Annotated in this window: 19 protein-coding genes and 1 riboswitch; of the genes, 3 read left to right on the plus strand and 16 right to left on the minus strand. The window is 44.6% G+C overall.

What is annotated here, in order from left to right; all coding sequences use genetic code 11:
• Positions 1–66: 66 nt before the first annotated feature.
• Together DYE48_RS09910 and DYE48_RS09915 are read right to left on the minus strand one after the other, a co-directional pair.
• Entirely contained in the window at positions 67–1,032 is a 966-nt protein-coding gene (locus DYE48_RS09910; protein ID WP_115823464.1) for an NAD(P)/FAD-dependent oxidoreductase, read from the minus strand.
• Between the two features lie 128 nt (positions 1,033–1,160).
• Positions 1,161–4,328, minus strand: coding sequence for an efflux RND transporter permease subunit (locus DYE48_RS09915; protein ID WP_115823465.1), 3,168 nt, complete (start codon positions 4,326–4,328; stop codon positions 1,161–1,163).
• 115 nt (positions 4,329–4,443) lie between these two features.
• Between DYE48_RS09915 and DYE48_RS09920 the strand changes: the two genes are divergently transcribed.
• Positions 4,444–5,289 (plus strand): TetR/AcrR family transcriptional regulator, encoded by an 846-nt coding sequence (locus DYE48_RS09920; protein ID WP_115823466.1) that lies wholly within the window; start codon positions 4,444–4,446, stop codon positions 5,287–5,289.
• Positions 5,290–5,353: 64 nt separating this feature from the next.
• Here the strand turns inward: DYE48_RS09920 and DYE48_RS09925 are convergent, their stop codons facing one another.
• The 3 genes from DYE48_RS09925 to DYE48_RS09940 form a co-directional block, all read right to left on the minus strand.
• The gene (locus DYE48_RS09925; RefSeq protein ID WP_115823467.1) at positions 5,354–5,809 is read right to left on the minus strand and encodes a hypothetical protein; all 456 of its coding nucleotides are present in this window, start codon (positions 5,807–5,809) and stop codon (positions 5,354–5,356) included.
• A 36-nt stretch (positions 5,810–5,845) separates the two neighbouring features.
• A complete protein-coding gene (locus tag DYE48_RS09930; RefSeq protein WP_115823468.1) occupies positions 5,846–7,066 on the minus strand; it encodes an NAD(P)/FAD-dependent oxidoreductase in 1,221 nt (406 codons plus the stop codon).
• A 678-nt stretch (positions 7,067–7,744) separates the two neighbouring features.
• The gene (locus DYE48_RS09940; RefSeq protein ID WP_089653746.1) at positions 7,745–7,942 is read right to left on the minus strand and encodes a DUF2188 domain-containing protein; all 198 of its coding nucleotides are present in this window, start codon (positions 7,940–7,942) and stop codon (positions 7,745–7,747) included.
• A 134-nt stretch (positions 7,943–8,076) separates the two neighbouring features.
• Positions 8,077–8,187, plus strand: a riboswitch (SAM riboswitch).
• A 109-nt stretch (positions 8,188–8,296) separates the two neighbouring features.
• Between DYE48_RS09940 and DYE48_RS09945 the strand changes: the two genes are divergently transcribed.
• Both DYE48_RS09945 and metX read left to right on the plus strand, forming a co-directional pair.
• On the plus strand, positions 8,297–9,991 hold the full coding sequence (locus tag DYE48_RS09945) for an O-acetylhomoserine aminocarboxypropyltransferase/cysteine synthase family protein (RefSeq protein ID WP_115823470.1): 1,695 nt from the start codon (positions 8,297–8,299) through the stop codon (positions 9,989–9,991).
• 23 nt (positions 9,992–10,014) lie between these two features.
• Complete coding sequence (gene metX / locus DYE48_RS09950; RefSeq protein WP_115823471.1) at positions 10,015–11,067, plus strand: homoserine O-acetyltransferase MetX; 1,053 nt, start codon at positions 10,015–10,017, stop codon at positions 11,065–11,067.
• A gap of 64 nt (positions 11,068–11,131) precedes the next feature.
• Here the strand turns inward: metX and DYE48_RS09955 are convergent, their stop codons facing one another.
• From DYE48_RS09955 to DYE48_RS10005, 11 genes are all read right to left on the minus strand, one after another.
• Positions 11,132–12,493, minus strand: a complete 1,362-nt coding sequence (locus DYE48_RS09955) for a polysaccharide deacetylase family protein (protein ID WP_115823472.1) — start codon at positions 12,491–12,493, stop codon at positions 11,132–11,134.
• A gap of 696 nt (positions 12,494–13,189) precedes the next feature.
• Positions 13,190–14,026 carry a tryptophan 2,3-dioxygenase gene (gene kynA / locus DYE48_RS09960; protein WP_115823473.1) on the minus strand — a complete coding sequence of 279 codons (837 nt, stop codon included), beginning with the start codon at positions 14,024–14,026 and terminating at the stop codon, positions 13,190–13,192.
• 13 nt (positions 14,027–14,039) lie between these two features.
• Complete coding sequence (locus DYE48_RS09965; protein ID WP_115823474.1) at positions 14,040–14,684, minus strand: DUF4166 domain-containing protein; 645 nt, start codon at positions 14,682–14,684, stop codon at positions 14,040–14,042.
• Between the two features lie 419 nt (positions 14,685–15,103).
• Positions 15,104–16,630 (minus strand): RQC-minor-2 family DNA-binding protein, encoded by a 1,527-nt coding sequence (locus DYE48_RS09970; protein WP_115823475.1) that lies wholly within the window; start codon positions 16,628–16,630, stop codon positions 15,104–15,106.
• A gap of 82 nt (positions 16,631–16,712) precedes the next feature.
• Positions 16,713–17,411, minus strand: a complete 699-nt coding sequence (gene rpiA / locus DYE48_RS09975; RefSeq protein ID WP_115823476.1) for a ribose 5-phosphate isomerase A — start codon at positions 17,409–17,411, stop codon at positions 16,713–16,715.
• A 583-nt stretch (positions 17,412–17,994) separates the two neighbouring features.
• Complete coding sequence (locus DYE48_RS09980; protein ID WP_115823477.1) at positions 17,995–18,627, minus strand: response regulator transcription factor; 633 nt, start codon at positions 18,625–18,627, stop codon at positions 17,995–17,997.
• On the minus strand, positions 18,624–19,664 hold the full coding sequence (locus DYE48_RS09985) for a sensor histidine kinase (RefSeq protein ID WP_115823478.1): 1,041 nt from the start codon (positions 19,662–19,664) through the stop codon (positions 18,624–18,626). Before DYE48_RS09985 ends, DYE48_RS09980 begins: the two co-directional genes overlap by 4 nt.
• The gene (liaF, locus tag DYE48_RS09990) at positions 19,661–20,380 is read right to left on the minus strand and encodes a cell wall-active antibiotics response protein LiaF (RefSeq protein WP_115823479.1); all 720 of its coding nucleotides are present in this window, start codon (positions 20,378–20,380) and stop codon (positions 19,661–19,663) included. The genes DYE48_RS09985 and liaF overlap by 4 nt, the downstream gene beginning before the upstream one ends.
• A 67-nt stretch (positions 20,381–20,447) precedes the next feature.
• Complete coding sequence (locus tag DYE48_RS09995; RefSeq protein ID WP_115823480.1) at positions 20,448–21,089, minus strand: PspA/IM30 family protein; 642 nt, start codon at positions 21,087–21,089, stop codon at positions 20,448–20,450.
• Between the two features lie 21 nt (positions 21,090–21,110).
• Complete coding sequence (locus DYE48_RS10000) at positions 21,111–21,458, minus strand: lmo0954 family membrane protein (protein ID WP_115823481.1); 348 nt, start codon at positions 21,456–21,458, stop codon at positions 21,111–21,113.
• A gap of 239 nt (positions 21,459–21,697) precedes the next feature.
• Entirely contained in the window at positions 21,698–22,798 is a 1,101-nt protein-coding gene (locus DYE48_RS10005; protein ID WP_115823556.1) for a M24 family metallopeptidase, read from the minus strand.
• Positions 22,799–22,801: the final 3 nt, after the last annotated feature.

The following is a 22,801-nucleotide window of genomic DNA, read 5'->3' on the forward strand; positions in this document are numbered from 1 at the left end:
GCGCGAAAGGTCATCCTCGAAACGGATGACCTTTCGCTTTTTTTATGCAAAACACCTAATGTAAGCTCACCAACTCAAGTAAGCTGCCGCATCTTTCCCTGACAGATAAGCACTTTCAAAGCGCGTGCGCCCTGCTTCATCATTCAGTCTCAAGAACGCATCCCCGGCGACTACGAGACGTCCATCTCCTGAAAGATCAACATAAGGCTGCCGCATCACTTTTTTGGCCTGGGCATATCTCCAACGTTTCAACTGTTCGGACTCCAGCTGCTTCCAGTTCAAGTACCCTGCTGCTTTTTCTTTAATTAAAGACATCACATAATCTTCCCCATAATGCTTACGTGACCAGTCCGCTTCCATATAGACGCTCACAATCGTATCATCTGATATCCCTTTTTTCCGATGATCAACCAGCCGTTCCATCCCTTCAGGCAGACCAACATCTACATGGCCACCGTCCGGCAATTCCGTTTCTTCTCTGAATTGGAAAATGCCCACATACGTCGGTTCGAAATAAATGTTCTTGAGTTGCTTCAGTTCTTCTTCATCAACCTCCACCTCACTATTTTTCAATAGTTCAATGATTTGAGGGGCCGGCATCGTCAGAAGTACTTTATCTGACTGCCATTCCTTCCCGTCTTCACTATACATACGGTATCCTCCCTCTACTTCAAGCAGTTTGACTACTTTCGTATGTAGGGAAGTAGGAAGATCTGAGGCTAACTGCTTCGCAAGGCCGTTCATGCCCTGAACAGCGGTGTAGCGAGGGTATTTCTCTCCAAACCATTCTTTAATCCATCCTTGATCGAGCCAATCCTGCACCTCTTCTTCTAATTCACCTGTTCTTACGGTGAAGAATTGCGCCCCGTGATCGGCTCGTCCATCTGCTACTCTTCTCGTTGCCAATCGTCCACCTACACTTTTACTTTTATCTGTTAACAATAGGTTGCTTCTTCCTTGCTTCTTTAATCTTCGTGCTGCTGTTATGCCAGCCAGTCCAGCACCTACGATCGTAATTTCATAATGTTCCATTCGAACCCCTCCATTAAACGATTTATAATCCATTCCCACTGCCGTATAATTAAAAACGATTAACTTTCTACTAATGTATAAAAAAAGAACATCCTCGTCATGTGAGGATGTTCTTATTCTACCAAAATCTATTTCGTAGTTTGTGTCTTTTTCTGTCTACGGAACTTCATTAATGTTTCGTACGCAAGCGGTACGATGAGTAGTGTTAGGAGTGTGGAACTCGCTAACCCTCCGATCACCGTAACTCCAAGACCTTTACTGATGATCGAACCGCCTTCAAATCCAAGCGCCAGCGGGAGCAGGGCTCCAATTGTGGCCAGGGCTGTCATCAAGATTGGACGGAGTCTTGTCATTCCTGCATCGAGTAAAGCTTCACGGGTAGAGAAGCCTTCTTTTTCTTTATAAATCACACGGTCGATGAGAACGATCGCATTGGTTACAACAATTCCGATCAGCATCAATGCTCCAATCATGGCAGAAATACTAAGCGTTTCTCCACTGATCAATAGTCCAAGAACCGCTCCGATAATGGTAAACGGTAAGGAGAATAGAATCGCTAATGGCGCCAGTCCTCCGCCAAAGAAGACAACGAGGATCAAGTAAACGATCGCGATAGCCGCGAGCATCGCTAAACCTAATTGCGAGAAGGATTCATTGATATCTTCCGCTACCCCGCCTTGCGTAATTTCAACACCGGACGGCGTGTCAATTTCCTGTACTTTTTCATTGACTTCTTGTGAAACGGCCCCTACATCATCCACCGTAATCTCTGCACTGACACTTGCATACACACGTCCATTTCTCCGTGTAATCGTATCAGCTGTTGTCCCCTCTTCGACTTCGACAAGTTCACTAATTGCGACTGTCTGACCCGCTGGGGAAGTAATTTCTTTCTCTGTTAAGTCTTCAATTCCAGTAATGTCTTCTTTCTCTACTTCCAGATAGACATTCAGTTCCTCTCCATCCCGTTCAATGGTCGTAACCACGGGTTCCTGACGATTCTGTCCAAGCTCCATACCGATTTGTGCGGCTGTGAGTCCTAATTCACTTAAACGTTCATGGTCAGCTACGAGCGTGTATTCCTCGTAGGATTCAGAAAGGCTGGAATCGACGTTTCTCAACTTCTCTTCATCTACAATAAGTTCTTCAACTTCGGTAACGACCGGTTTGATTTCTTCTGTATTATCACCGTACACACGTAGTTCAAGACCACTGCTTGATCCTGCGCCAGAGAAGTCCTGACTCATCCATTCGCCATTTTCCGTTTGTGCATTCAGTCTGTCTATGACGCGTTGCGTTTCTTCCGAAAATTCTTCGGTATCATCGGCATATTCCACGTAGAACATTGCCTGGTTGGAAGCCCCAGGGTTCATCGGGTTTTCGCCACCGACAGAGTATTGAACTGTCTCCGCTCCATCACGGTCCATAAAGAATTGCTGTGCATCTTCAGCAATTCTTTCCACGTCTTCTGACGTCTGCCCCGGTTCCGGGCTGAAGGTTGCAACGACCATCTTCTGTTCTTGTTCAGGAAGAAAACTTGTTCCCACAAGTGGAAGAAGAGCGATACTTCCGATAAGAACCAAGACAGCAATGATGCTTGAAATAATTTTATGGTTCAGCGTGCTGTTTAGGACCTTTTTATAAAAGAGAGCGAGTTTTCCTGCCCCTTCTTCATGTGTACGTCCCTTAATTTTCGACTCTTTTAATAGAGAATGTGACAGCATCGGGACAATGGTAACAGCCACAAGTAAAGACGCTAACAAGGCGAAAACAACGGTTAGTGCAAACGGTAAGAATATTTGACCGACTGTACCTTCAACAAGACCCAGCGGTAGGAACACGGCGATCGTTACAAGCGTCGAAGAAAGGATCGGCATGAACATTTCTTTCGTCGATTCGCGAATCAGTGCTTTTCCTTTTAATTTCTCCTCCGATAACGACATCCGCCTGTATATGTTCTCGACAACGACAATGGAGTCATCCACCACACGTCCAATCGCAACCGTCATGGCTCCGAGGGTCATGATATTCAACGTGATATCCATCCAGTTCAAGAACAGAATGGCAATCAGTAAGGATAGCGGAATGGAAATGACTGAGATCAGTGTCGTCTTGATGTTGCGTAAGAACAACAAGATGACAAGGACGGCGAATATTCCACCAAACAATGCTTTATTCAGCATCGTACTGACAGACTCTTCAATCGGCTCGCCCTGGTCGAAGGAGTACACGAACTCTACCCCATCCAGTTCTTCCTGGAAAGATTCTGTTTCTGCTTTTACAAGGTTTACGACATCAACTGTATTCGCTTCTTGAGATTTGACAATCTGCAAGGAAATGGAATCTTCCCCATTCGTACGGGAGATAGATTCAGCTTCTCCTACAACCTCCACATCAGCAATTTCACCTAAGGTAACGGTCGGGATGCCATCCATGACCGGCATGTCGCCAGTCGCTGGTCCCTGCCCCTGGCCTCCTTGCTGCGCTCCTGGAGGAATTTGATCCGCTCCTTGTGAAGGCATTTGTTGGCCTGATTGAGGCCCTTCCGCAGAAGGAATGGCAGGGATCTGCAACTCTCTTAATTCTTCTACACTTGTAAGATTTCCATCAATGACGACAGATTTTTGAGTATCGTCAAACGTGTACAAACCTAACGGGAAGGAAACATCAGACCCTTGAATGAAACTTGTAATGGTATCTTGATCCAGACCACGTTCATTCAATGCTTCCTCATCCAAATCAATTCGGACTTCTTCAAGCTGCTGTCCGGAAACTTGCACATCCGCGACACCTTCAAGCCCTTCGAGAGACGGCACAATCTCTTCTTCTACTGTCTTCGTCAATTGTTCAAGAGATCCATCTCCATTGATGGCACTTAAACTCACAACAGGAAAGGCATTGAAGTTCAAACGTGATACGGAAGGATCTTCTGCTCCTTCCGGCAAAGTCACCTGGTTGACGGCTTCTTGCAATTCATCCTCTGCTTCGTCTAAACTTTTATCAAAGCTATATTCCAACTGAAGCGAAGAAGCATTTTGAAAAGAGGAAGAACTGACCGTTTTCACTCCACTCAAATTGCTCACTTGCTTTTCAAGTGGTTCTGATATTTGATCAGCCACCTCTTCTGGTGTAGCCCCTGGATATGTTGTTGTCACCGTAATGATCGGTGGCTCGATATCCGGTATCGTTTCAAGCTTCATATTCAATCCTGCATATAATCCTGCAGCGGTAATGAGAATTGTCATAAGCCAAATCGCAAATTTGTTATTCATCGAAAAATCGATGATTCGTTTCATACTCAACTCTCCCCTTTATTGACCAGTTAGTCATAACACTATAAAATATAAATGACCAACTGGTCAGAGGTCAAGAGAAAACATCAACTTCTCCAAGTTTGAAGGAGCGACAACCATGGAACAAAAATCAATATATATTATCGAACAGTCCATCAAGCTGTTTGCGAAAAAAGGATTCAGCTCTACTTCCGTCCAAGAAATCGCAAGTGCATGTGGAATATCCAAAGGAGCTTTTTACCTCCATTTCAAATCGAAAGATGCTTTGCTTCTCGACATATTCAATTATTATTATCAGCGAATCCAGACGCGCATTGACGAGATTCAAAAACTCGATGCTGATGCCCGTACGAAGTTTAAGAAACAATTGCAGGTCACATTCGAAGAACTGGCCGATCACCGTGAATTCATCATTATGCAAATCCGGGAGCAGGCCATTCCCTTCAATGAAAATATCGAACAATTCCTCACTCAAATGCGGGTGAACTCCTATCTTTTTTACAAAAGCCATCTGCAAAATATCTATCAAAAGCGGGTGAATGAAACCGTATGGGAGGTTAGTTTGATTCTGCAGGGAATGTTCAAAGGGTATATGGATCTCATCATTATCGAGGGGGCTGTTTTGGACCTTGAGGCCCTGTCGGAAGCCATGTTACGTAGAACGGACTACATTGTGGAAGGTTTCGAAAAGAGCGGTGACCAACCAGTCATAACTGGAGGAACCATGCGGCAGCTCTTACCTGCTAACCTCTATGGAGAAGAAAAAGAGCAACTGCTATCGAACTTAGAAGAACTAGCCAATGAAGGGGACCAGGAGATTAAAGACACCGTGCATGTCCTGACGGAAGAAATGAAAAGGGATCAGCCTCGCTCTGCCATTCTAAAGGGAATGATCGCAAACCTCGAAGGGTCCTCGCGTTTCACCGAAGCTATCACTAGCATCAAAAAGTTCTACCAGTTATAAAGAAGTTTTTTTTACAATCCTATAGTTATAACAAAAAAGCTCAGGCATGGCCTGAGCTTTTTTGTTATACGCGCTCTGCTTCTAATACTTCATCGAGAATTGGATAGACAGCTTCTACACCTTCTTCTGCAACTAAACAAGCTACACCAAGAGGGGTTTCCCAAAAGGAATCAGGAATATAAGGGTTTTTCAGCCCTGCCGGCTGGTAAAGCGAACGGTAGATGCGGTTCAAGTGCTGCCGTGTCTCTTCTGGATCTCTTTCCTTTTCACCACGAGCAATTAGGAACACGTAGCGCATCGACTGAAACAAGTTGTCTCCAGGCATAAACGTATATTCCTTAAAGAATTTCAGCTGTTCCTGCGCTTTTTCCTTCAAGCCCGATTGGACCGCAAGATCATCGAGATGTTGTTGCAAATGGTTGTGCACTTGTTGGAAAACTCTCCGTTTTTCGTCCTGCATGACTTTATCATTATAGATTTCCTGCAATTTTGTAAATGCGGTTTCTTTCGTCCATTCCACCTTGATCACCTCATTACCTTCATTCGACTTTTCTTGCTAGGATTCCTTTTTAAAACCGAACTGTTCTGCTTCCATTTGCATCGCTGTATGAAGAAGAGGAAAATCAGCAGCATCGTTTTCTAAATGACGGGACAAATTCGGGACGAGTTTGTTCCATACCATTGGATTTGCTGCCATCGATTGAAACAGGGCCACTTCATTATCTGTCCATTTTCTGAGGGACTGGACATAATGAAGTGTCATTTGGAAACCAGGAAGAAGCTGCTCATCCCTTTTCCTTGCGAATTCTTTCATCGCCTCTTCTTTGGAGATTCTTTCATCTATTTTCAAGCATGCATCAGCCAATAAAAATGACTGCATAAAAGCATCATTGATTCCTAAACCTGTACTCGGGTCTTTGCTGTGACCAGCGTCGCCAATTAATGCCCAGCCATCTCCATAGGCCGTTCGAAAAAAATTCGGCATGCCTGGTGTTCCAATCATCTTCCCTTGAAGTCTGGCACCTTTCATTCTTTCTTTCATTCCGTACATTTGATCAAACGTTTGTTTAAACGATTCTTCCGGGTTTTTCATCATCGTTTTGAATTCTTCTGGATGGATTTCTATGCCCAGGCAGTCTCGATTGGGCTCCATAGGAAAAACAAAGCCGATTCGACCTTCATGAAGAAAGATCTCTGTGGCAGGTTCCGGTAGAGGCTCTATCCCCTCAAAATATCCGTAGACGACCGGGCGCAAAGGCTTCGTTTCTTCATACTTTTCTGACCCTGTCCAGTGAGCAAGGTTTGAGTTTTTCCCATCAGCCCCAACAACTAAATCCCCAAACACTTCATGTGGTTCTCCGTGTTCTATTAGAGTGACGCCAACAACTGTACCCCCTTCCCATATCAATTCCCGAGCCGCCGTTTCGGGTTTGAAATGGACGGATGGGAATGTGAGCGCTCGTTCAATCAGCATCGAGTCGAGCTTGTCTCTCCTTGGAATGATGGTATAAGAGGTCCTCGGCCCTTCTACGAAACTGCTTCCAATATAGGTCCGCATCCTCGTTACTTTTCTCAAACCCGAATCTTCGAGTTTCTTAAGCACGCCTAATTTTTCTAAAAATCCTGTATGGGACATAAAATGAGTGGACAATGTATCACTCGGAAAACTGGCTTTATCGACAAGGAGGACTTTCTTCCCCATCTCTCCTAGTAAAATAGCTAAACTTGCGCCGGCCACACGTGCACCTACAATGATGACATCGTAATGTTGATTCATGATTGCACACACCTCTATGTATCGTTTACCTCCATCATAACTGGAGCACCACGAAAACTCTAGAGTCAGCGGTAATAGTTTGTTGTAATAAGCTCCCGTTTGTGGAAGACTCAGTTTCGAGATGTTTGTTGTGTGGATGGGGGCTGGGTGGGATGACTTGCTTTCCGCGGGAGCGTCAAAAGCCCCTTCCAAAGCTCTACGGAGTAAGCCTTGCGTGGTTGGAATAAGTAATGACGAATTCCTGGCCATGGAAACGGGGTCAGGGAAACGATGATTTGCAGTGCTTGGAATCAGTACGTAGAAAAACACACACGTCCGGATTTCCTTCCGCTTTTCATGCGGACGTTTCCCAGACCCTGTTTCCTCGCCTTATTCGTGCAGAATCTATGGTTAAAACGACTTTATAACGCCGTGGGGGAGCGGCAGGTTACTGTTAGAGGGATTTCGAGAACCTCATATGGAAAAGGGGCGGAGGGAAACGGTGAGACTCCTGTGGGAAGTGCGTGGTAGATGAGACCCCGCAGAGCGTTAGCTCGAGGAGGCTCATCACTCGCCCACGGAAAGCGAACCTTTTCCCGGAGCCCCTAAACTCTCACAAAAGTCTTGAAATCAAGTCTTACAATTTAATAACTAATCATTCTATGTACATAAAAAAACTCCCGCGATGGGGAGTTTTAATTAGTAGGTGCGTTCTTCTTCAACTTCATGGTTTTGATCCAAGATTTGAAGTTTGCTCGGTTTGTTTTCTTTTGCGATTTCCTCTGCTTTGGCAACAGCGGTATCACGCTCATCATAAAGGTCTGTCGGAGCGACATCCTCGATTTTTACAAACCAACCGGTTACATCTTTATTAGGTACGACACTATATTGTTTCATGAACTTCACTCCTATCTCATAGACTTAATTAACCATTCCCACAGCAAGAAGGGTTCAAACGTATCGAAATTGTTTGACAATGAGAAAGGACGGCTTTATAATTTCAAACAAGTCAGAAAAATTGAATAAAAAAACTCTTATCGAGAGCGGCAGAGGGACTAGGCCCTACGACGCCCGGCAACCTTCAAGGCAAAACCTTGAAAAGGTGCTACATCCTACAGGTCACATGATCTGAAAGATAAGGGGAGGTATGAGATACATAAAGCCCTCTTCTTACTTACAGAAGAGGGCTTTTCGTTTTCCCCCTTCTATAAAGTGGATGCCCTAGGAAAAAATCAGAGGAGGAATTTTCCCATGAGTTTACCATTCCATACGTTCGGTCCTGAAACGAATTTGCTTCACGGCGGTCAAGAACCTGATCCCGCTACAGGTTCTCGTGCTGTACCGATTTATCAGACGACATCGTATGTTTTCAATGATACAGAACATGCTCAAAATCTTTTCTCGCTTGCGGAACCCGGCAACATTTATTCACGAATAGGAAACCCGACCGTGGATGTATTCGAACAACGAATCGCTCTTCTTGAGGACGGTGCCGCGGCGGTGGCGACAGCCTCAGGCATGTCTGCCATCACGATGGCCATTCTGAATGTCGCTAAAGCCGGAGATGACATTGTTGCTTCGACGAACCTTTATGGAGGGACATACAATTTGTTTGTCCACACCCTCCCCCGCTATGGAATTAATGTACATTTTGTAGAAGGGGATGACCCCGAATCATTCGCCAAGGCAATTACTCCTCATACAAAAGCGATCTTTGCCGAAACCATCGGGAATCCGAGTTTGAATGTACTGGACATTGAAGCGATCGCAGATGTCGCTCACGATCATCACATCCCTTTCATCATCGATAACACATTCGCTACCCCGTATGTATGCAGACCAATCGACTGGGGAGCAGACATCGTTGTCCACTCTGCTACTAAATGGATTGGTGGACACGGCACGGCCATTGGAGGTGTTGTTGTTGATAGTGGACGTTTTGACTGGAATCATGAAAAATTCCCAGGGTTTACGGAACCTGATGAAAGCTATAACGGCATCCGGTTCGGGGTCGATGTGGGTCCGGCCGCTTTCGCCATAAAACTGCGCGTACAACTGCTTCGAGACATTGGCGCATGTCTCAGCCCGCAAAACGCTTTCTTACTTTTGCAAGGACTGGAGACTTTACACTTGCGAGTGAAAACGCATGCGGATCAAGCTTTAGAAATCGCCGAATATTTAAACCATCACGAAGGTGTCGAATGGGTGAATTATCCAGGATTGAAAGATCACCCCACTTATTCTCTAGCCGAAAAATATTTCCACTACGGCCATGGGTCGATCGTTGTCTTCGGGATTAAAGGAGGACGCGAAGCAGGGCGTAAGCTGATTGATCAGAGCACTATCTGGTCGCATGTAGCCAATGTAGGGGATGCCAAATCTTTAATCATCCATCCGGCCTCTACGACTCACCAGCAATTAAGCGACGAAAACTTGAGTAAATCTGGTGTAACAGAAGAACTTGTCCGCTTGTCTGTCGGGTTAGAGTCTGTAGAAGACTTGATTCAGGACCTGGACAACGCCATTTTCCATGCCACTGGATATAGGAGATCCTACGGTAAAAGTAAGCATGTGGCAGAGCCGGTTTTATCATCCTCCCTGGACCGTTCGAACGGGGAATTAAGAAAAAGGGTAATCGGAATTGTTGGAACAAGTGCTCTTCTTGCGGAGCAGAACAAGTTGGAAAGGCTGGGATTTGAAGTCGTTGCCTTCTCTCACCTTGAGGACCTTCAAAAAGTAACGAATGTCCACTGGGATATTGTCTATGTTGAGGAAGCGAATGAGGATGTCCTGAACATAGCGAAAGAAGTAAAACCGACACTACTCTGGTCACGAAAACCAATCACTCACGAAGATGCAGCCATCATATCAGGGGTAAGCCTCTATGACGCTGTTGTAAATATCCGGTCAGGGAAAGATTTTTCTACTTCCCTCGTATCGGTCTAGTGAAAGAAAGGAGAATGAAAAGCATGTCATTAAAAAACCCCACCAGTCACCCAAGAACCAATCAAACGATATCGATTGGAAATTTCACCTGCGAGTCTGGTGAAAAGCTTTCGCATGTCGAGCTTGCCTACGAAAGATACGGGCCGACAAATGCTCCCGTCATCCTCGTATGTCACGCATTAACGGGCAACCAGCTCGCCGTCGGTTCAAGGGAAGAACGTGGCTGGTGGGCCGGTTTGATTGGTGAAGATTGTCCGATCGACACCAATCGCTATCAAGTGATCACCTTCAATGTTTTGGGTGGATGTCACGGATCTACAGGGCCTGCGAGCATTAATCCAGACACAGGCAAACCATACCGTCAAACCTTTCCCAAAGTTACCATTCGGGATATGGTCCACGCTCAGTATGAAGCTTTATATCGCTTAGGCATCACTCATGTCCACGCTATAGCAGGCGGATCACTTGGAGGTATGCAGACGTACGAATGGGGACTTCTTTACCCTGATTTCATGAAAAAATTATTCATTCTCGCAGCTACCCCTTATTTAAGTGATTATGGCATCGCTTTTAATCATATCGGTGCTCGAGCCATAAAGAGTGATCCTCATTTCCATAATGGGGACTATCATTCAAATGAAGATCTAAAGGGATTTGAAATCGCCCGGATGACCGGGATGGTCACGTACCGAAGCAGTACCTTATTTGAAAAAAGGTTCGACCGGTCCTATCACGCCGATACCTCTTATGAGATTCAATCTTATTTGGATTACCAGGGGGATAAGATTAAAGAACGTTTTGATGCCAACAGCTACCTTTACCTTCTCGAGGCGATGAACAACCATGACATCGGCCGAGGAAGGAATGGATGGGCCCAAGCAGCGAAGCAATACAAAGCAGAGGTTCACACTTTCAGTTTCGAACACGACCTCCTTTATCCAGAAGCCTTGATCCAACCATTCTCTATCTCCTGTAAAAAAGGGAAGCATCACCATATACCCACCGACTATGGGCATGATGGATTTCTCGTAGAGTTTGAACGTTGGGGCAAATGGGTGGAGGAACAATTAAACTAATTGTTCCTCCACCTGTATAATCAAAATAAAAACCGTTCCGTTTTAGTTTGAAACGGAACGGTTTTTATTGTTTATCGATCAAATGACCGACAGGAACGACTTCATACCCTTTAGCGTACAGTTTTTCCAGTAAGAGATCTACGGTTTCCACTGTAGACAGTTGAAGATCATGAAGCAAAATAATGGAATCTTCTTCTACTTCTGAAAGAATATCCTCAGTGACCGCTTCCGGTTTTAGATCTTCCCACTTCTCAGAATAGATGGTCCACGGAACAACATTGCCTTCTTCTTGATAGTTGGCAGAAGGCAGGTTTCCAAAAGGCAATCGCAGTAAATCCACCCTCTGTCCGGTTACTTGTTCCAGAATCGTTTGAGTCGATGAGATCTGCTGATTGATCTGCTCATCTGACAAGCGTCCCAAACGGGGGTGATTCCACGTATGATTTCCAATTTCGTGCCCGTGTTCACTCACTTCACGAGCCACTTCAGGATAGTAACCTACCCGTTTTCCGATCATGAAGAAAGAGGCTTTTGCTTCATACTTATCCAGTACATCAAGGATTTTTCTGGTCACTTCCGGATGAGGGCCATCATCAAAGGTTAAAGCCACTTCTTTCCCTTCCCCATGTAAATGGTTCTCTAAAGAAAAGTCCTGATATTTATTATCGCTTCCCTGATTCTCTGAAGTTGGCTTAGCCCCTACTTCAGCGGCCTCTTTAAAGGCATCTGCATACTCTGAACGAAGAAGTTTGGATACTTTATCCTTCTCAATCATCACACGGATCGGTTCCTCACTTGCAGGATCATTTATAAAAACAAGGACCCCTTCCCCCGTCAAAGCGACATCTTCGTAAAATTCAGGTTTAGCCTCAAGCTTATCCAGAAGCTTCGCGTTTTCTTCACCTGCATCGATCAATTTCTCTTTCGTCCAATCGTGAAGACGATCGACATAATAGATGTCTTCCTTGAATAATTCTTCCAGCGACAAAGCTTTTCCATTCTTCTTATCGAAATTCAAGACGGTTTGTTTAGTCATGACTCCGCCTTCACCAAGGTCGATCGTTTCAATAAACCTCACAACAAAAAAACGTTGATTTTGATGAATGACTTCAAAATCAATGTGCAATTCATGCGCCTGGCTTCCATCATTTTTTTGTTTACTTTTATAGCTTTCTTGTTTAAACAAAGCTTTCTGCTGATTCACATAATCTATAATGGTTTGGTCAATTTGGTTATTCGGTGTTTGGGGGTAATGGGCGGTCATGTGATACTCTTCAAATTCACTGATATCTGTTTCTATACTTACGTCATACATCGCCTGATTACCCATCTTCTCTCCCGACTCTTCATTAGCATTCGCAATGAAAGAACAGCCGGACGCCGTCAACAAAACAAACAAAATGGTATATATAATTGGTTGTCTCATGCTTTTCCCTCTTTATCTCATAGTCACACAATCTATTGTAACATAAATGTAACAATGACTTAATTACTTCGATATATTCAGTAAATTAAGTTAATTCAAACAAGTCCCTTCTTCATAAATGCTCCCGATTGTGGAAGACCCAGTTTCGAGATAACCGGGGTTCGCTGCCTAGGTTGAGCGTCAGGGGTGGTTGGGAAGCTACTCGCTTTCCTGTGGGGGAGCGCCGAGCTTCCTCGGACTGCGTCCTGCGGGATCTCGCCTATCTCCTTTTCCCTCGGGAGTCTCGCAGCTTCCCAACCACCCCATTCGATGAGCTAGAAAAACGAACCCCTTCACCGAGGAGAATGTCTTCCACTATCACTCTCCTTATTGTAATAAAGCGTTCTATATCAGGCTTTTTATGTAGAATACATATTTTCTAGAATTTACTGGGCAATGTTGTAAACACGTTAAATCTTTGAAGTTGTTTCGAGATACTCATATGGCAAGGGGCGGAGGGGAATGGCGAGACTCCTGCGGGAAGAGAGTGCTTGGTGAGACCCCACAGGACGGCAGTGCGAGGAGGCTCACCGCGCTTCCGCGGAAAGCGAGCCATTCCCCTCCGCCCCCATCCACTCAACAAAAGTCTCGAAACTTAGTCTTCCACAATCCTGCCATATAGCGGAATAAAAAAAGAACTCTCCAATAAGGAAAGTTCTAGATATTGGTGCGGACGTCCCATAGTTCGGGAAAGAAGCGGTGATCGAGGACTTTCTTTAAGTAGCCGACACCTGAGGATCCACCTGTTCCTTTTTTGTGACCGATAATTCGTTCGACTGTTTTCATGTGACGGAAACGCCATTGCTGGAGACTGTCTTCAATGTCAACAAGCTTCTCCCCTAATTGGTACAAGTCCCAGTATTGTTCCACATCTTTATAGACATTCGTCCAGGCAGCTTCTACGCTGGAGTCTTTTTCATACAGCTGCGTGTAATCGCGGTCCAACAATTTTTCTGAAATCGGAAAACCGGAGTCGGATAGCTTTTCGATGGCAGCATCGTAAAGGCTTGGTGCACGATATGCCTCTTCAAGTCGATGATGCAGCTCTGGGTCTTTTTCGTAGATCTTTAACACGTGAGGAGTTTTATACCCCAGTGCAAATTCAATCATTCTGTACTGATAGGATTGGAAGCCGGAAGCCTGTCCGAGGTGATCACGGAACTCCATATATTCTGACGGGGTCAATGTTGATAGGACATCCCACGCTTGAATAATCTGTTTTTGAATGCTCGATACTCGTGCGAGCATCTTAAAAGCCGCCTGCATTTGATCTTTTCTAATTGCTTCTATAGCTGCATGAAGTTCATGTAAAGTCAGCTTCATCCATAATTCACTGACTTGATGAATGATAATAAAAAGCATCTCATCATGATGAGGTGACAGACGATTTTGCGCAGAAAGCAGTTCATCCAAGTTCAAATATTCACCATAGGTCATCCGGCTGGAAAAATCAGTATGGATGTTCTCGCTGCCATCATTTTTATGATTTGTCACTGGTGTTCCTCCTTCAGTCCAACACGCCGCGTTCAGGAATGTTAGTAAAAGTCATCGGTAAAAATTCCGTATGAACCGTCCCTTCATACATAAGAAGCGTTCCTAAAACAGGGTGCTCTGCGTGCACATGTACACGAAAAGCCTCTTCCTCTTCATCATAATGTTCGTAAACGCTGGTCGTCGGATTGGCCATAGACATGAGGCCATCCACATGCATTGCTTTCGACTCCATATATAGTCCGCCTTCTGCTGTGACATGGATCTCCAGCTCGGTTTGTATGAGGCCTGTCTTTCCTAAATCATCAACGATACAACCTTTCTCTTCATCAAATCGCATCGCTGCATCAAAACCTCGAATCGAGTAAGGAAAGAAAAATCTCCGGATCCAACTAATCGTCTCCCGTCCTTTTTCATCTACATAGATATAATTCTCAAGGGTGAACGGGACATCTTTTCCTCTTTCTGCAAACACAAGGTGATCTTTTGTTCCCACTTGAAGAAAAGGGCGCAGCAAAGGATGTGTCCCTCTGATTTCAGTCATTCTCCCTTGGCCAAGGATCATTAGATTTTGTTTGCTCGTCAATCCGTACTTCTTTTGTAGCTCTGGATGAAGATTGTGGAATTGCTCACCTAGTGCTCGATGAAAAATCGACTTCATGGAAAAACTCCTCCCAAAACAGGTTTCCATCCGTGTTTCTTTTTGGATGGTTTTAAATTATTTGCCCCGTGCCATTTATGTAATGTTCTATATTAAAACAGGGTTAATAAAGCAGGTATGAAATGATTCAAATCAGAATATGGTTTTTTTAGAAACTATTTTCTTTGATGTATGTAATGGCATTATAGCATAAGTAACCGCTTTCCATTAAACATACAAGCATAAAGACCTGCCTTTCAGCAGGTCTTTATGCTTGTGTTAGTGGAATAACGAAGGTCTACAAAAACGTTTGCCCCATTTCGTCTTATGTTGTGCCTGGAGGCAGACCTTGGTGACATTAGCCGCCCCGAGATGCAGTAAAGACTACCAACTCACGACTTTGTTTATGTGTCTCCGTCGATCACTCTCACATAACACAATCACATGACTTCTTCTGCGTAGTCACTGATAGAGTAGCCTTTTTGTTGTTTCATAAGCCATCCTTGTTTTTCGAGCTGGTTGAAAAGTTTTTGAATGTGTTTTTCAGGCCAACTTGAAAGGATGCCGAACCATCGTGTTTCGTGCAAACGGAGCTGCCTAAGTTTGTTGGTCGCTTTTCCTGCAAGCACTTGTACTAAGGTATGGGCCGGATAATCTGTTCCATAATAATAGATCAAGTCAAGCACTTGTTGAGTTTCTGCATACGTCAGCGATCTTCCTTTGACAGTAATGATGACATCATTCTCTTCATAACGAACTTCAGTCAGCTTATTTTTCAACTCTTCTAAGACATGGCTTGTCATTGGATATACATTTTCAGGAACAACCTTCTGCCAATCGCGTAGTTCTTTCAACATTCTTACGTCGTCGAGTTCTATTCCGGAAAGCCATAACAGCTCAGATTCACACGTACGCTCTGGGATCTGGCTCCGATTTAATTTGTCATACATATAGAGCAGGGGATGTGATCTCATATCTCCTGCTTTACGCTGATAACGTTCAATCTGTTTGACAACATCTAAACTTTCATCGAGCGTTTTTCTGGCGACAGTCAACTGTTTTTTCAAACCATTTAACTGAATCAGTTGTTCCAGAAGACGCTGGTTTTGTGCAGCGATCTCATTGAACTGTTTCTCAATGGTCATGACTCGCTTCGTGGCTCGCTCCACATCGAATTCCTCTTCAAGAGCAACTCTGTCTTCATCAATATAATAAAGCAGGGTATAATCGCACCTTTCACAAGAACAACAGATGCATCTCTCCTTTGAAAGAAAGGTGAGTGATTTCCTATGTGAACAGCTTCCTTCCCTTCCTTCCAACCAATCGGCTGGTAAAGTGCGGAAAGGACGCATAACGATGCTGACTCTGTGACGCCAATAGGCCACATCCTCCGGGTAATTAAGAACCGATATAAGAGCGGATTGATTCATGACTTCAACCGCATCAATGACGTTCCTTTTTTCATGGAACAATTGTACGATCGGGTGATTGTGGAAAGCAGCAGATATTTTATCAATCCAATCCTTGTGGTCGTGTTCACTTATATGGGATAAAAAAAGATAGTCCTCAAGTACTTCCCCTACGTGTTCATAAAGTTGTTCCGAGGAGAGTTGAGTGAAATCTGTACTGTATAAAAATTCTTCTTTTAATGGTAGTCCATGTTCTTCCGACAAGGACCTCCATAAAAACAGTTCTGGGCGCAACAAATGTGGATGGATCGTCTCTTCTTTTTCAAAAGAAACTGGTAGGACAGCTTTTCCTGACAACCCTAGGTAGGGGCGAATTTTCGCAACATCAAGAGCTTTGTCGTTGATTTGGTCCACGATTGCGTCGTTAAGCCTGGATAGTAACCCCCGTTCAAATTTATGTCCAATCGACCGGATTTGTTTGTTCTTCTTTCCGATCGGTGCAAGTACTACATACGGGTATCGTTGATCCTGGTAAGCAATCCTGTTTGGCAGTCCCATAATGATTCCCCTTTGAATAAGGATTTACTACTATTATAGAAAAAGTATTACGATGTACCAATAAATATAAGTAAAATGGGCGTCATACTGTTAAAATTTCCACGGAATACCCAATGAAAAGCCCCGTTTCTATGACACCAGGGATCGCGCTCAACTCTTTTTCCAACGTATCGTGTATATGAGCAAACCTTACGTCCATAAGCATGTTGCCAGCTTCGGTCAAAACCGGGCCATCCTTCGCTGCAGCCATGCGCAGCTGAATGTGATCACACTCAAAAGTTTGAAGGGATGTTTCTACAAGATGAACCGCTCGTGGATCCACCTCTAAAGGAACCGCAAACTTCTCCCCGAGTCTTTCAACATGCTTGCTTCCATCAACTAAAATATACGTGCTTGCAGCACTTGCCATCACGAGCTTCTCCGCAAAAAGAGCGCCTCCTCTTCCTTTAATGAGACGATGTTCTCCGTCCACCTCGTCCGCGCCATCAAATCCCCAATCCGGTTGGTGATTGAGGAGAGAAGTCGTTGTCAGTCCATAATAACTACAGTTCATCTCTGCCTCTTTAGAAGTAGGAATAGCCAATATCTCCAGCTTTTCCTCCGCTACTCTTTCCGCAATCTTTTCTAAAGCAAGAAATGATGTCGACCCTGAGCCGATGCCGATGACATCTCCATCCTTTACAAAACGGCTCACTTTTTGAGCGACTTTTTCTTTTCGTTCACGATTTGAAATTTCCCCTGACCAGACCGGCTGATCGGCTAATTTATTCTTCCATTTCACAGGTATCACCTCTTTCTTTGGTATTCCCGAATGACTTGGAAAACAAGCATGGGTGGTAAAGAAAGTGTATCAGATGAAGAAGCCCATTCCCGTTCCTACGCCAAAACTTTGTCATTCTTAACGCTGTCTTCACATAAATATAAGGTAATCCATTGTTCTGCAGAAAGAAGGGGATGGAATTGAAACGAGTGTACTGGAAGTTGTTCATCTTCTATCTCGTCCTCATCGCCGCCATCATACTCGTCACATTCAATCAATAAACCGTAAGATGAATCTCCATATAATCCCCCTATTCTTGAAGACTCAGTTTTGAGACTTCTGTTGAGTGGATGGGGGCGGAGGGAAATGGTGAGACTCCTGTGGGAAGTGCGTGGTAGATGAGACCCCACAGAGCGTAGCTCGAGGAGGCTCATCCCTCGCCCACGGAAAGCGAACCTTTTCCCGGAGCCCCTAAACTCCCACAAAAGTTTCGAAAAACCGAGTCTTCCACCATCCTGCCATATTGTTGAACAAGCGTTTAATTAATGTTGAGTCATTACCCCATATATATTCAAAAAACCTCGACCGCTCCATGGTCGAGGTTTTACTTGATTAAGTCGTGTTTGAAGGCATAGATAACTGCCTGGGTACGGTCGGATACTTGGAGTTTTCCAAGGATATTGCTTACGTGTACTTTCACTGTCTTCAGGGCGATGAACAATTGATCTGAGATTTCCTGGTTGGTTTTCCCTTCTGCCATTAATAGTAGAACTTCTTTCTCTCTTCCTGTCAGTTGATTGTGAAGTTCTGCTCCATCCGGCGTACGCATTTTTGTCATGATTTTGCCTGTCACTTCAGGTTCTAGGATGGACTGACCTGCGTATGTAGAGCGAATGGCTTTGGCGATTTCTTCTGCTTTTGATGTTTTGAGCATATAACTCGTCGCTCCCGCTTCAAGTGCCGGGTACACTTTTTCATCATCCAGAAAACTCGTGACGATAATGACTTTGGCTTCCGGCCATTGTTCAGTAATCCGTTTCGTCGCTTCAATGCCATCCATCTCGTCCATGACTAAGTCCATCAATATAATATCAGGACGATGCTCCAATGCAAGGTCCACGGCTGCTTTTCCATCGTCAGCTTCCGCAATAACCTCGATATCTGGTTGTGCAGATAAGTATGCTGATACGCCGATGCGCACCATTTCATGATCATCAGCAAATAATACGGTAATCATTCTTCCTCGCCTCCTTTTATCCGATGAGGAACTTTGACTTCTAACCGGGTTCCCTGTTCCTTCACGCTTACAATCTTTAATGTTCCGCCGAGTTCAAACGCTCGTTCCTGCATGTTTTGCAGGCCATATGAACTCGTCTTCGCTTCTTCCACATCAAAACCGATGCCGTCATCCACGATACGCAGGATGACGTTCTGATCCCTTTCGATCAGCATGACACTCAATGAATGAGCTTTCGCATGCCTTAAGGTGTTTGAAACCGATTCTTGAAGAATCCGGAAAAGCTGATCTTCGATTCCTTTTTCAAGGGTTAAAGGTTCCACGGACCATTCAATTTTCATGGGTACTTTTTGTGTGAGTTCATAAAGCAGCTCTTCTGCTCCTTCCGTCAGAGACTTATCCTTTAGGGCCACAGGTCTTAAATGAAGAAGCAAAGCTCTCATTTCAAGCTGAGACTGGTGAATCATTCGTTCGACCATCTGCATTTGTTTTTTCGTTGCCTGCCAATCATCCGGATCGGTTTCATTAATGGCAGACATCATCATGGAAGCTGCAAATAATTGCTGACTGACGGAATCATGAAGTTCTCTTGCAAGACGGTTCCTTTCCTGAATCACCACTTCCTGCAGGCTCTTCTCTCGTTCTTCTGCCCTCTCTGTAACCATACGTTGAGCAAGATCTGTTTGTTTCGTCATTTTTTCTTCCAATTGTTTAAGGGCGAGGTCGATCTGCTCCATCTCTTTCAAATCAACCTCTTCTTCCGCAAGCTCATTTCCCTTTGTCAATTCAGACACGCGATGTTCGATGGTGAAGAGCTGCCTGCGCCAAAACCATCCCTGGATGACGCCGACCACAAACCCGAAAGATAAAGAAATGAACAAAACAAAGAAAATATAAGGAAGATCAAAAACCTCCCTTTCCAAAAGCTCTCCCCACGAGCCGAAAGGAAAGGCATAGAACGTAATGGTCAACAACAGAATGGTGAACCCGAAAAAAGTAAGGGTGCCGGACAACAATTGTCTATGCCATACGTTCATACGCGCTTCACCTCAAGCTCACCGGAAACCATAGACGTTATGATTTTCACGCGTGGCTTTTCTTTTCGATACCCTTCGGTCTGATAGGAGACGACCTGGTTAAACACTTTCGACTTCTTATATTGAAAAATGGAAGCACGTCCGATGAGAGCACTATGATGAATACTTACCTCTACTTCATAAGGGACATATATGGTCAGGTTTCCGATCAACTGGCGTATGGAAATGACGGCCTCATCGTGAGGAAGAACCGTGTGGCTCAAATCGACAATTCTGTCCCCAAAACCGCCATGAATGTTGATATCCTTCCATTCATAAGAGGTTTTCGGTGTAGCATCATCTCCAAAAAACTTCTGCCTTAACAATGGTTCCTGATCAGGGATCTCCTGGTGATGATCAATGATCTCAGGTCGGATGTGCTCCGGCTTTTCCCTTGATTTAAAGTAATCTCTTAGGAACATGAGAATCAATGCAATAACAAGGAATCTAACAGCAATCATACTTAATACGGTGAAAATTAAACTGATCAAACCAATCCAGAAAAGGATTTTCCTCCACAATGGACGATAGTTTTTCCATCCGATATATATAAGGACTCCGGAGAAAACGACAGAAAATACAAGTCCCCCGTTGAAGAAGACGATTTCCACAACGAGGAGAATCACCCCTATGATTAAAATCGTGTTGATCGTATCGGTCGAAAGCTTTTTAAGCATAAAGGTCATCCCCCTCCCTTAAATCGATAAAGACGCAGAAATCTGCGCCTTCATCATACCATGTTTTCTATTTAGCGGGTACTTCCTCCCGTTTCTCCATTTCTTTTTCCAATTGGGCCATTTTACTGTCAAACGTATTGTGGTAATACGCGCTGTTCACTTTGTACTCCAGGTCCTCGATGTAGCGGTCGATTTCTGAAAATCTGGAGTAAGGCTTGTCCGCTGTGTCCTCAATCACACGATTCATGCGATGATGAGCACGGGCAATATTTTCACGTCCCATCAGTTCCATCCGTTTCAAATGCATGTCCTTCAGTTTGTGTTTCATTTCTTCATATTTACGCTCAAGAGACTCCAGCTGTTCGATGCTGTCCTTTCTTGATGCTAGAAGGCGATCGGCCCTTGCCTCATATTCCTGCTGCTCCTTGACGGCGAATTCATACATCGTAGATTCTCCTGCTTTTTCAGCGACCTCAGCCTGGCGTCTGCGCTTGTCCGCCATATCCTGTGCTTTCTGGAACTCACGGGAAAACTCATCTTTCAATCGGTACTGCCGCTCCACAAGCTTCCTTACCTTCTCCGTTTCTTTTTCACTTTCACGCAAATACTGATTTAACATCGCGATCGGATTTTTTTGTTCTTTTTGATCCAATGCCTCATGCAAATCCGCGGTAATGGAATCTTTCAACCTCGTAAATAAATTAGACATAGTGTGTATCTCTCCTTTAGTTTATTTGTTCATTTCTGCCCATTGACGTTCAAAGTTGGTAAAAGGATCATCGGATTTGGTTGAACGTACCTCTTCGCTTTTGCTTGTCCAATTTTTATAGATCCAGTAAAGCGCAAAAGCAGCGGCGACACCAATCACTGCATAGACATTTGAGACGGCTATGCTGAGGATGATCAGTCCAACCACGACCCAGCCGACCTTTCCGGCCGTGGAGTCACTTTTCATGAACTGCTTGAACACGACATAAAGCAGCCAGACACTTACACCCAGGAGGATCATCGGTCCTAAATTGGCGAGCAATACGGTAAGAGCGACTAATCCAGCCAGGAACAGTAAAAATTTCTTCATCGTTTTTCCCTCCTTGCTGATTTCTTGTCTTTATCATATCGAGAATAGAATCATGTCGTAATGAGCCAGAGATATATTTTCTACTAAGACCAGAGGCGTATAGTAGGTTTGAAAATGTGGAGACAGAACAAATGGTAGAGGGTATTAAGCAGTAGAACGAGGAAGTTGACCATTAATTAGAGGAGGACAATCCCCACCGCAACACACAAAAAGGCCGCCTAACTAAGGCGGCCTTTCTTTTATTCAATGATACGCAGTTCTTTCGGTGTTTTTGTCAATGTCACATACCCGTCTTCCGTAACGAGTACATCATCTTCTAAACGCACGCCACCGACTTCCGGGTCATAGATACCAGGCTCGATCGTGTACGTCATGCCTTCCTTCAAGACGCCATCATTCAAATGACTCATGGAAGGGAATTCGTGCACGTTGATTCCAAGACCGTGACCGATGCGGTGTGGGAACTTGTCTCCGTAACCTGCATCTGTGATGACGTCGCGTGCGACTTGGTCAAGATCCCCGATTCGTGTTCCCGGCTTACTGATTGCAAGCGAGGCTTCCAGGGCTTCCTTCACTTTATTGTAAATCGCCTTTTGTTCCTCACTCACCGAACGATAGGCAAACGTGCGGGTAATATCGGACGTATACCCTTTCCATACGACGCCAAGGTCGAATAAGACAAAATCACCCGGCTTCAAGCGGCGGTCCCCAGGGTTCCCGTGGGGTTGACCGGATTTTTCGCCGAACAGGACCATCGTGGAAAAGGACATTTCCGCAACGCCTTTCTTCTTCAGTTCATATTCAATCTTCGCGAGAACTTCCATTTCAGTGATTCCCTCTTCAAGGGCTTCAACACCCACGCTCACACCGAAATCTGCAAGCTCAGCCGCTTCTTTCATAATGCTGATTTCATGGTCGTCTTTGACGACACGCATGTTGTTCAAATGCCCTTCGATGTCTTCCACTTTCACATCTTCAAAGAGCTCGAAAAACGATTCACTTCTGCCATAAGAAAGGACTTGTTTTTCTATCCCTACCGTTTTCACATTGGCGATGCCGTTCTCTTTCATCTTGTCCGCCATCATCTGCCATGGGTTTTCGTGATCGGCATAACCAATCACTTCCTTTGTCCATCCAGCATCACGGATTTGACCTTTCTCCATCCCGGGCAGGACAGCAATCGGATCCGCTTCAGGGAAAACGAGCAATCCCAGCAACCTTTCATGTGGGTCTGTATGAAATCCCGTCAAATAAAAAAAGTTCTCTGTTGAATTAATAAACGCTGCATCAACGTTTGTATCTTTTAGGTATTGAGTAAATAGTTCCAATCGATGTTCCAACAT

This window comes from Halobacillus trueperi (assembly GCF_003386945.1).
In the GTDB taxonomy this organism is placed as follows: Bacteria; Bacillota; Bacilli; order Bacillales; family Halobacillaceae; genus Halobacillus; species Halobacillus aidingensis.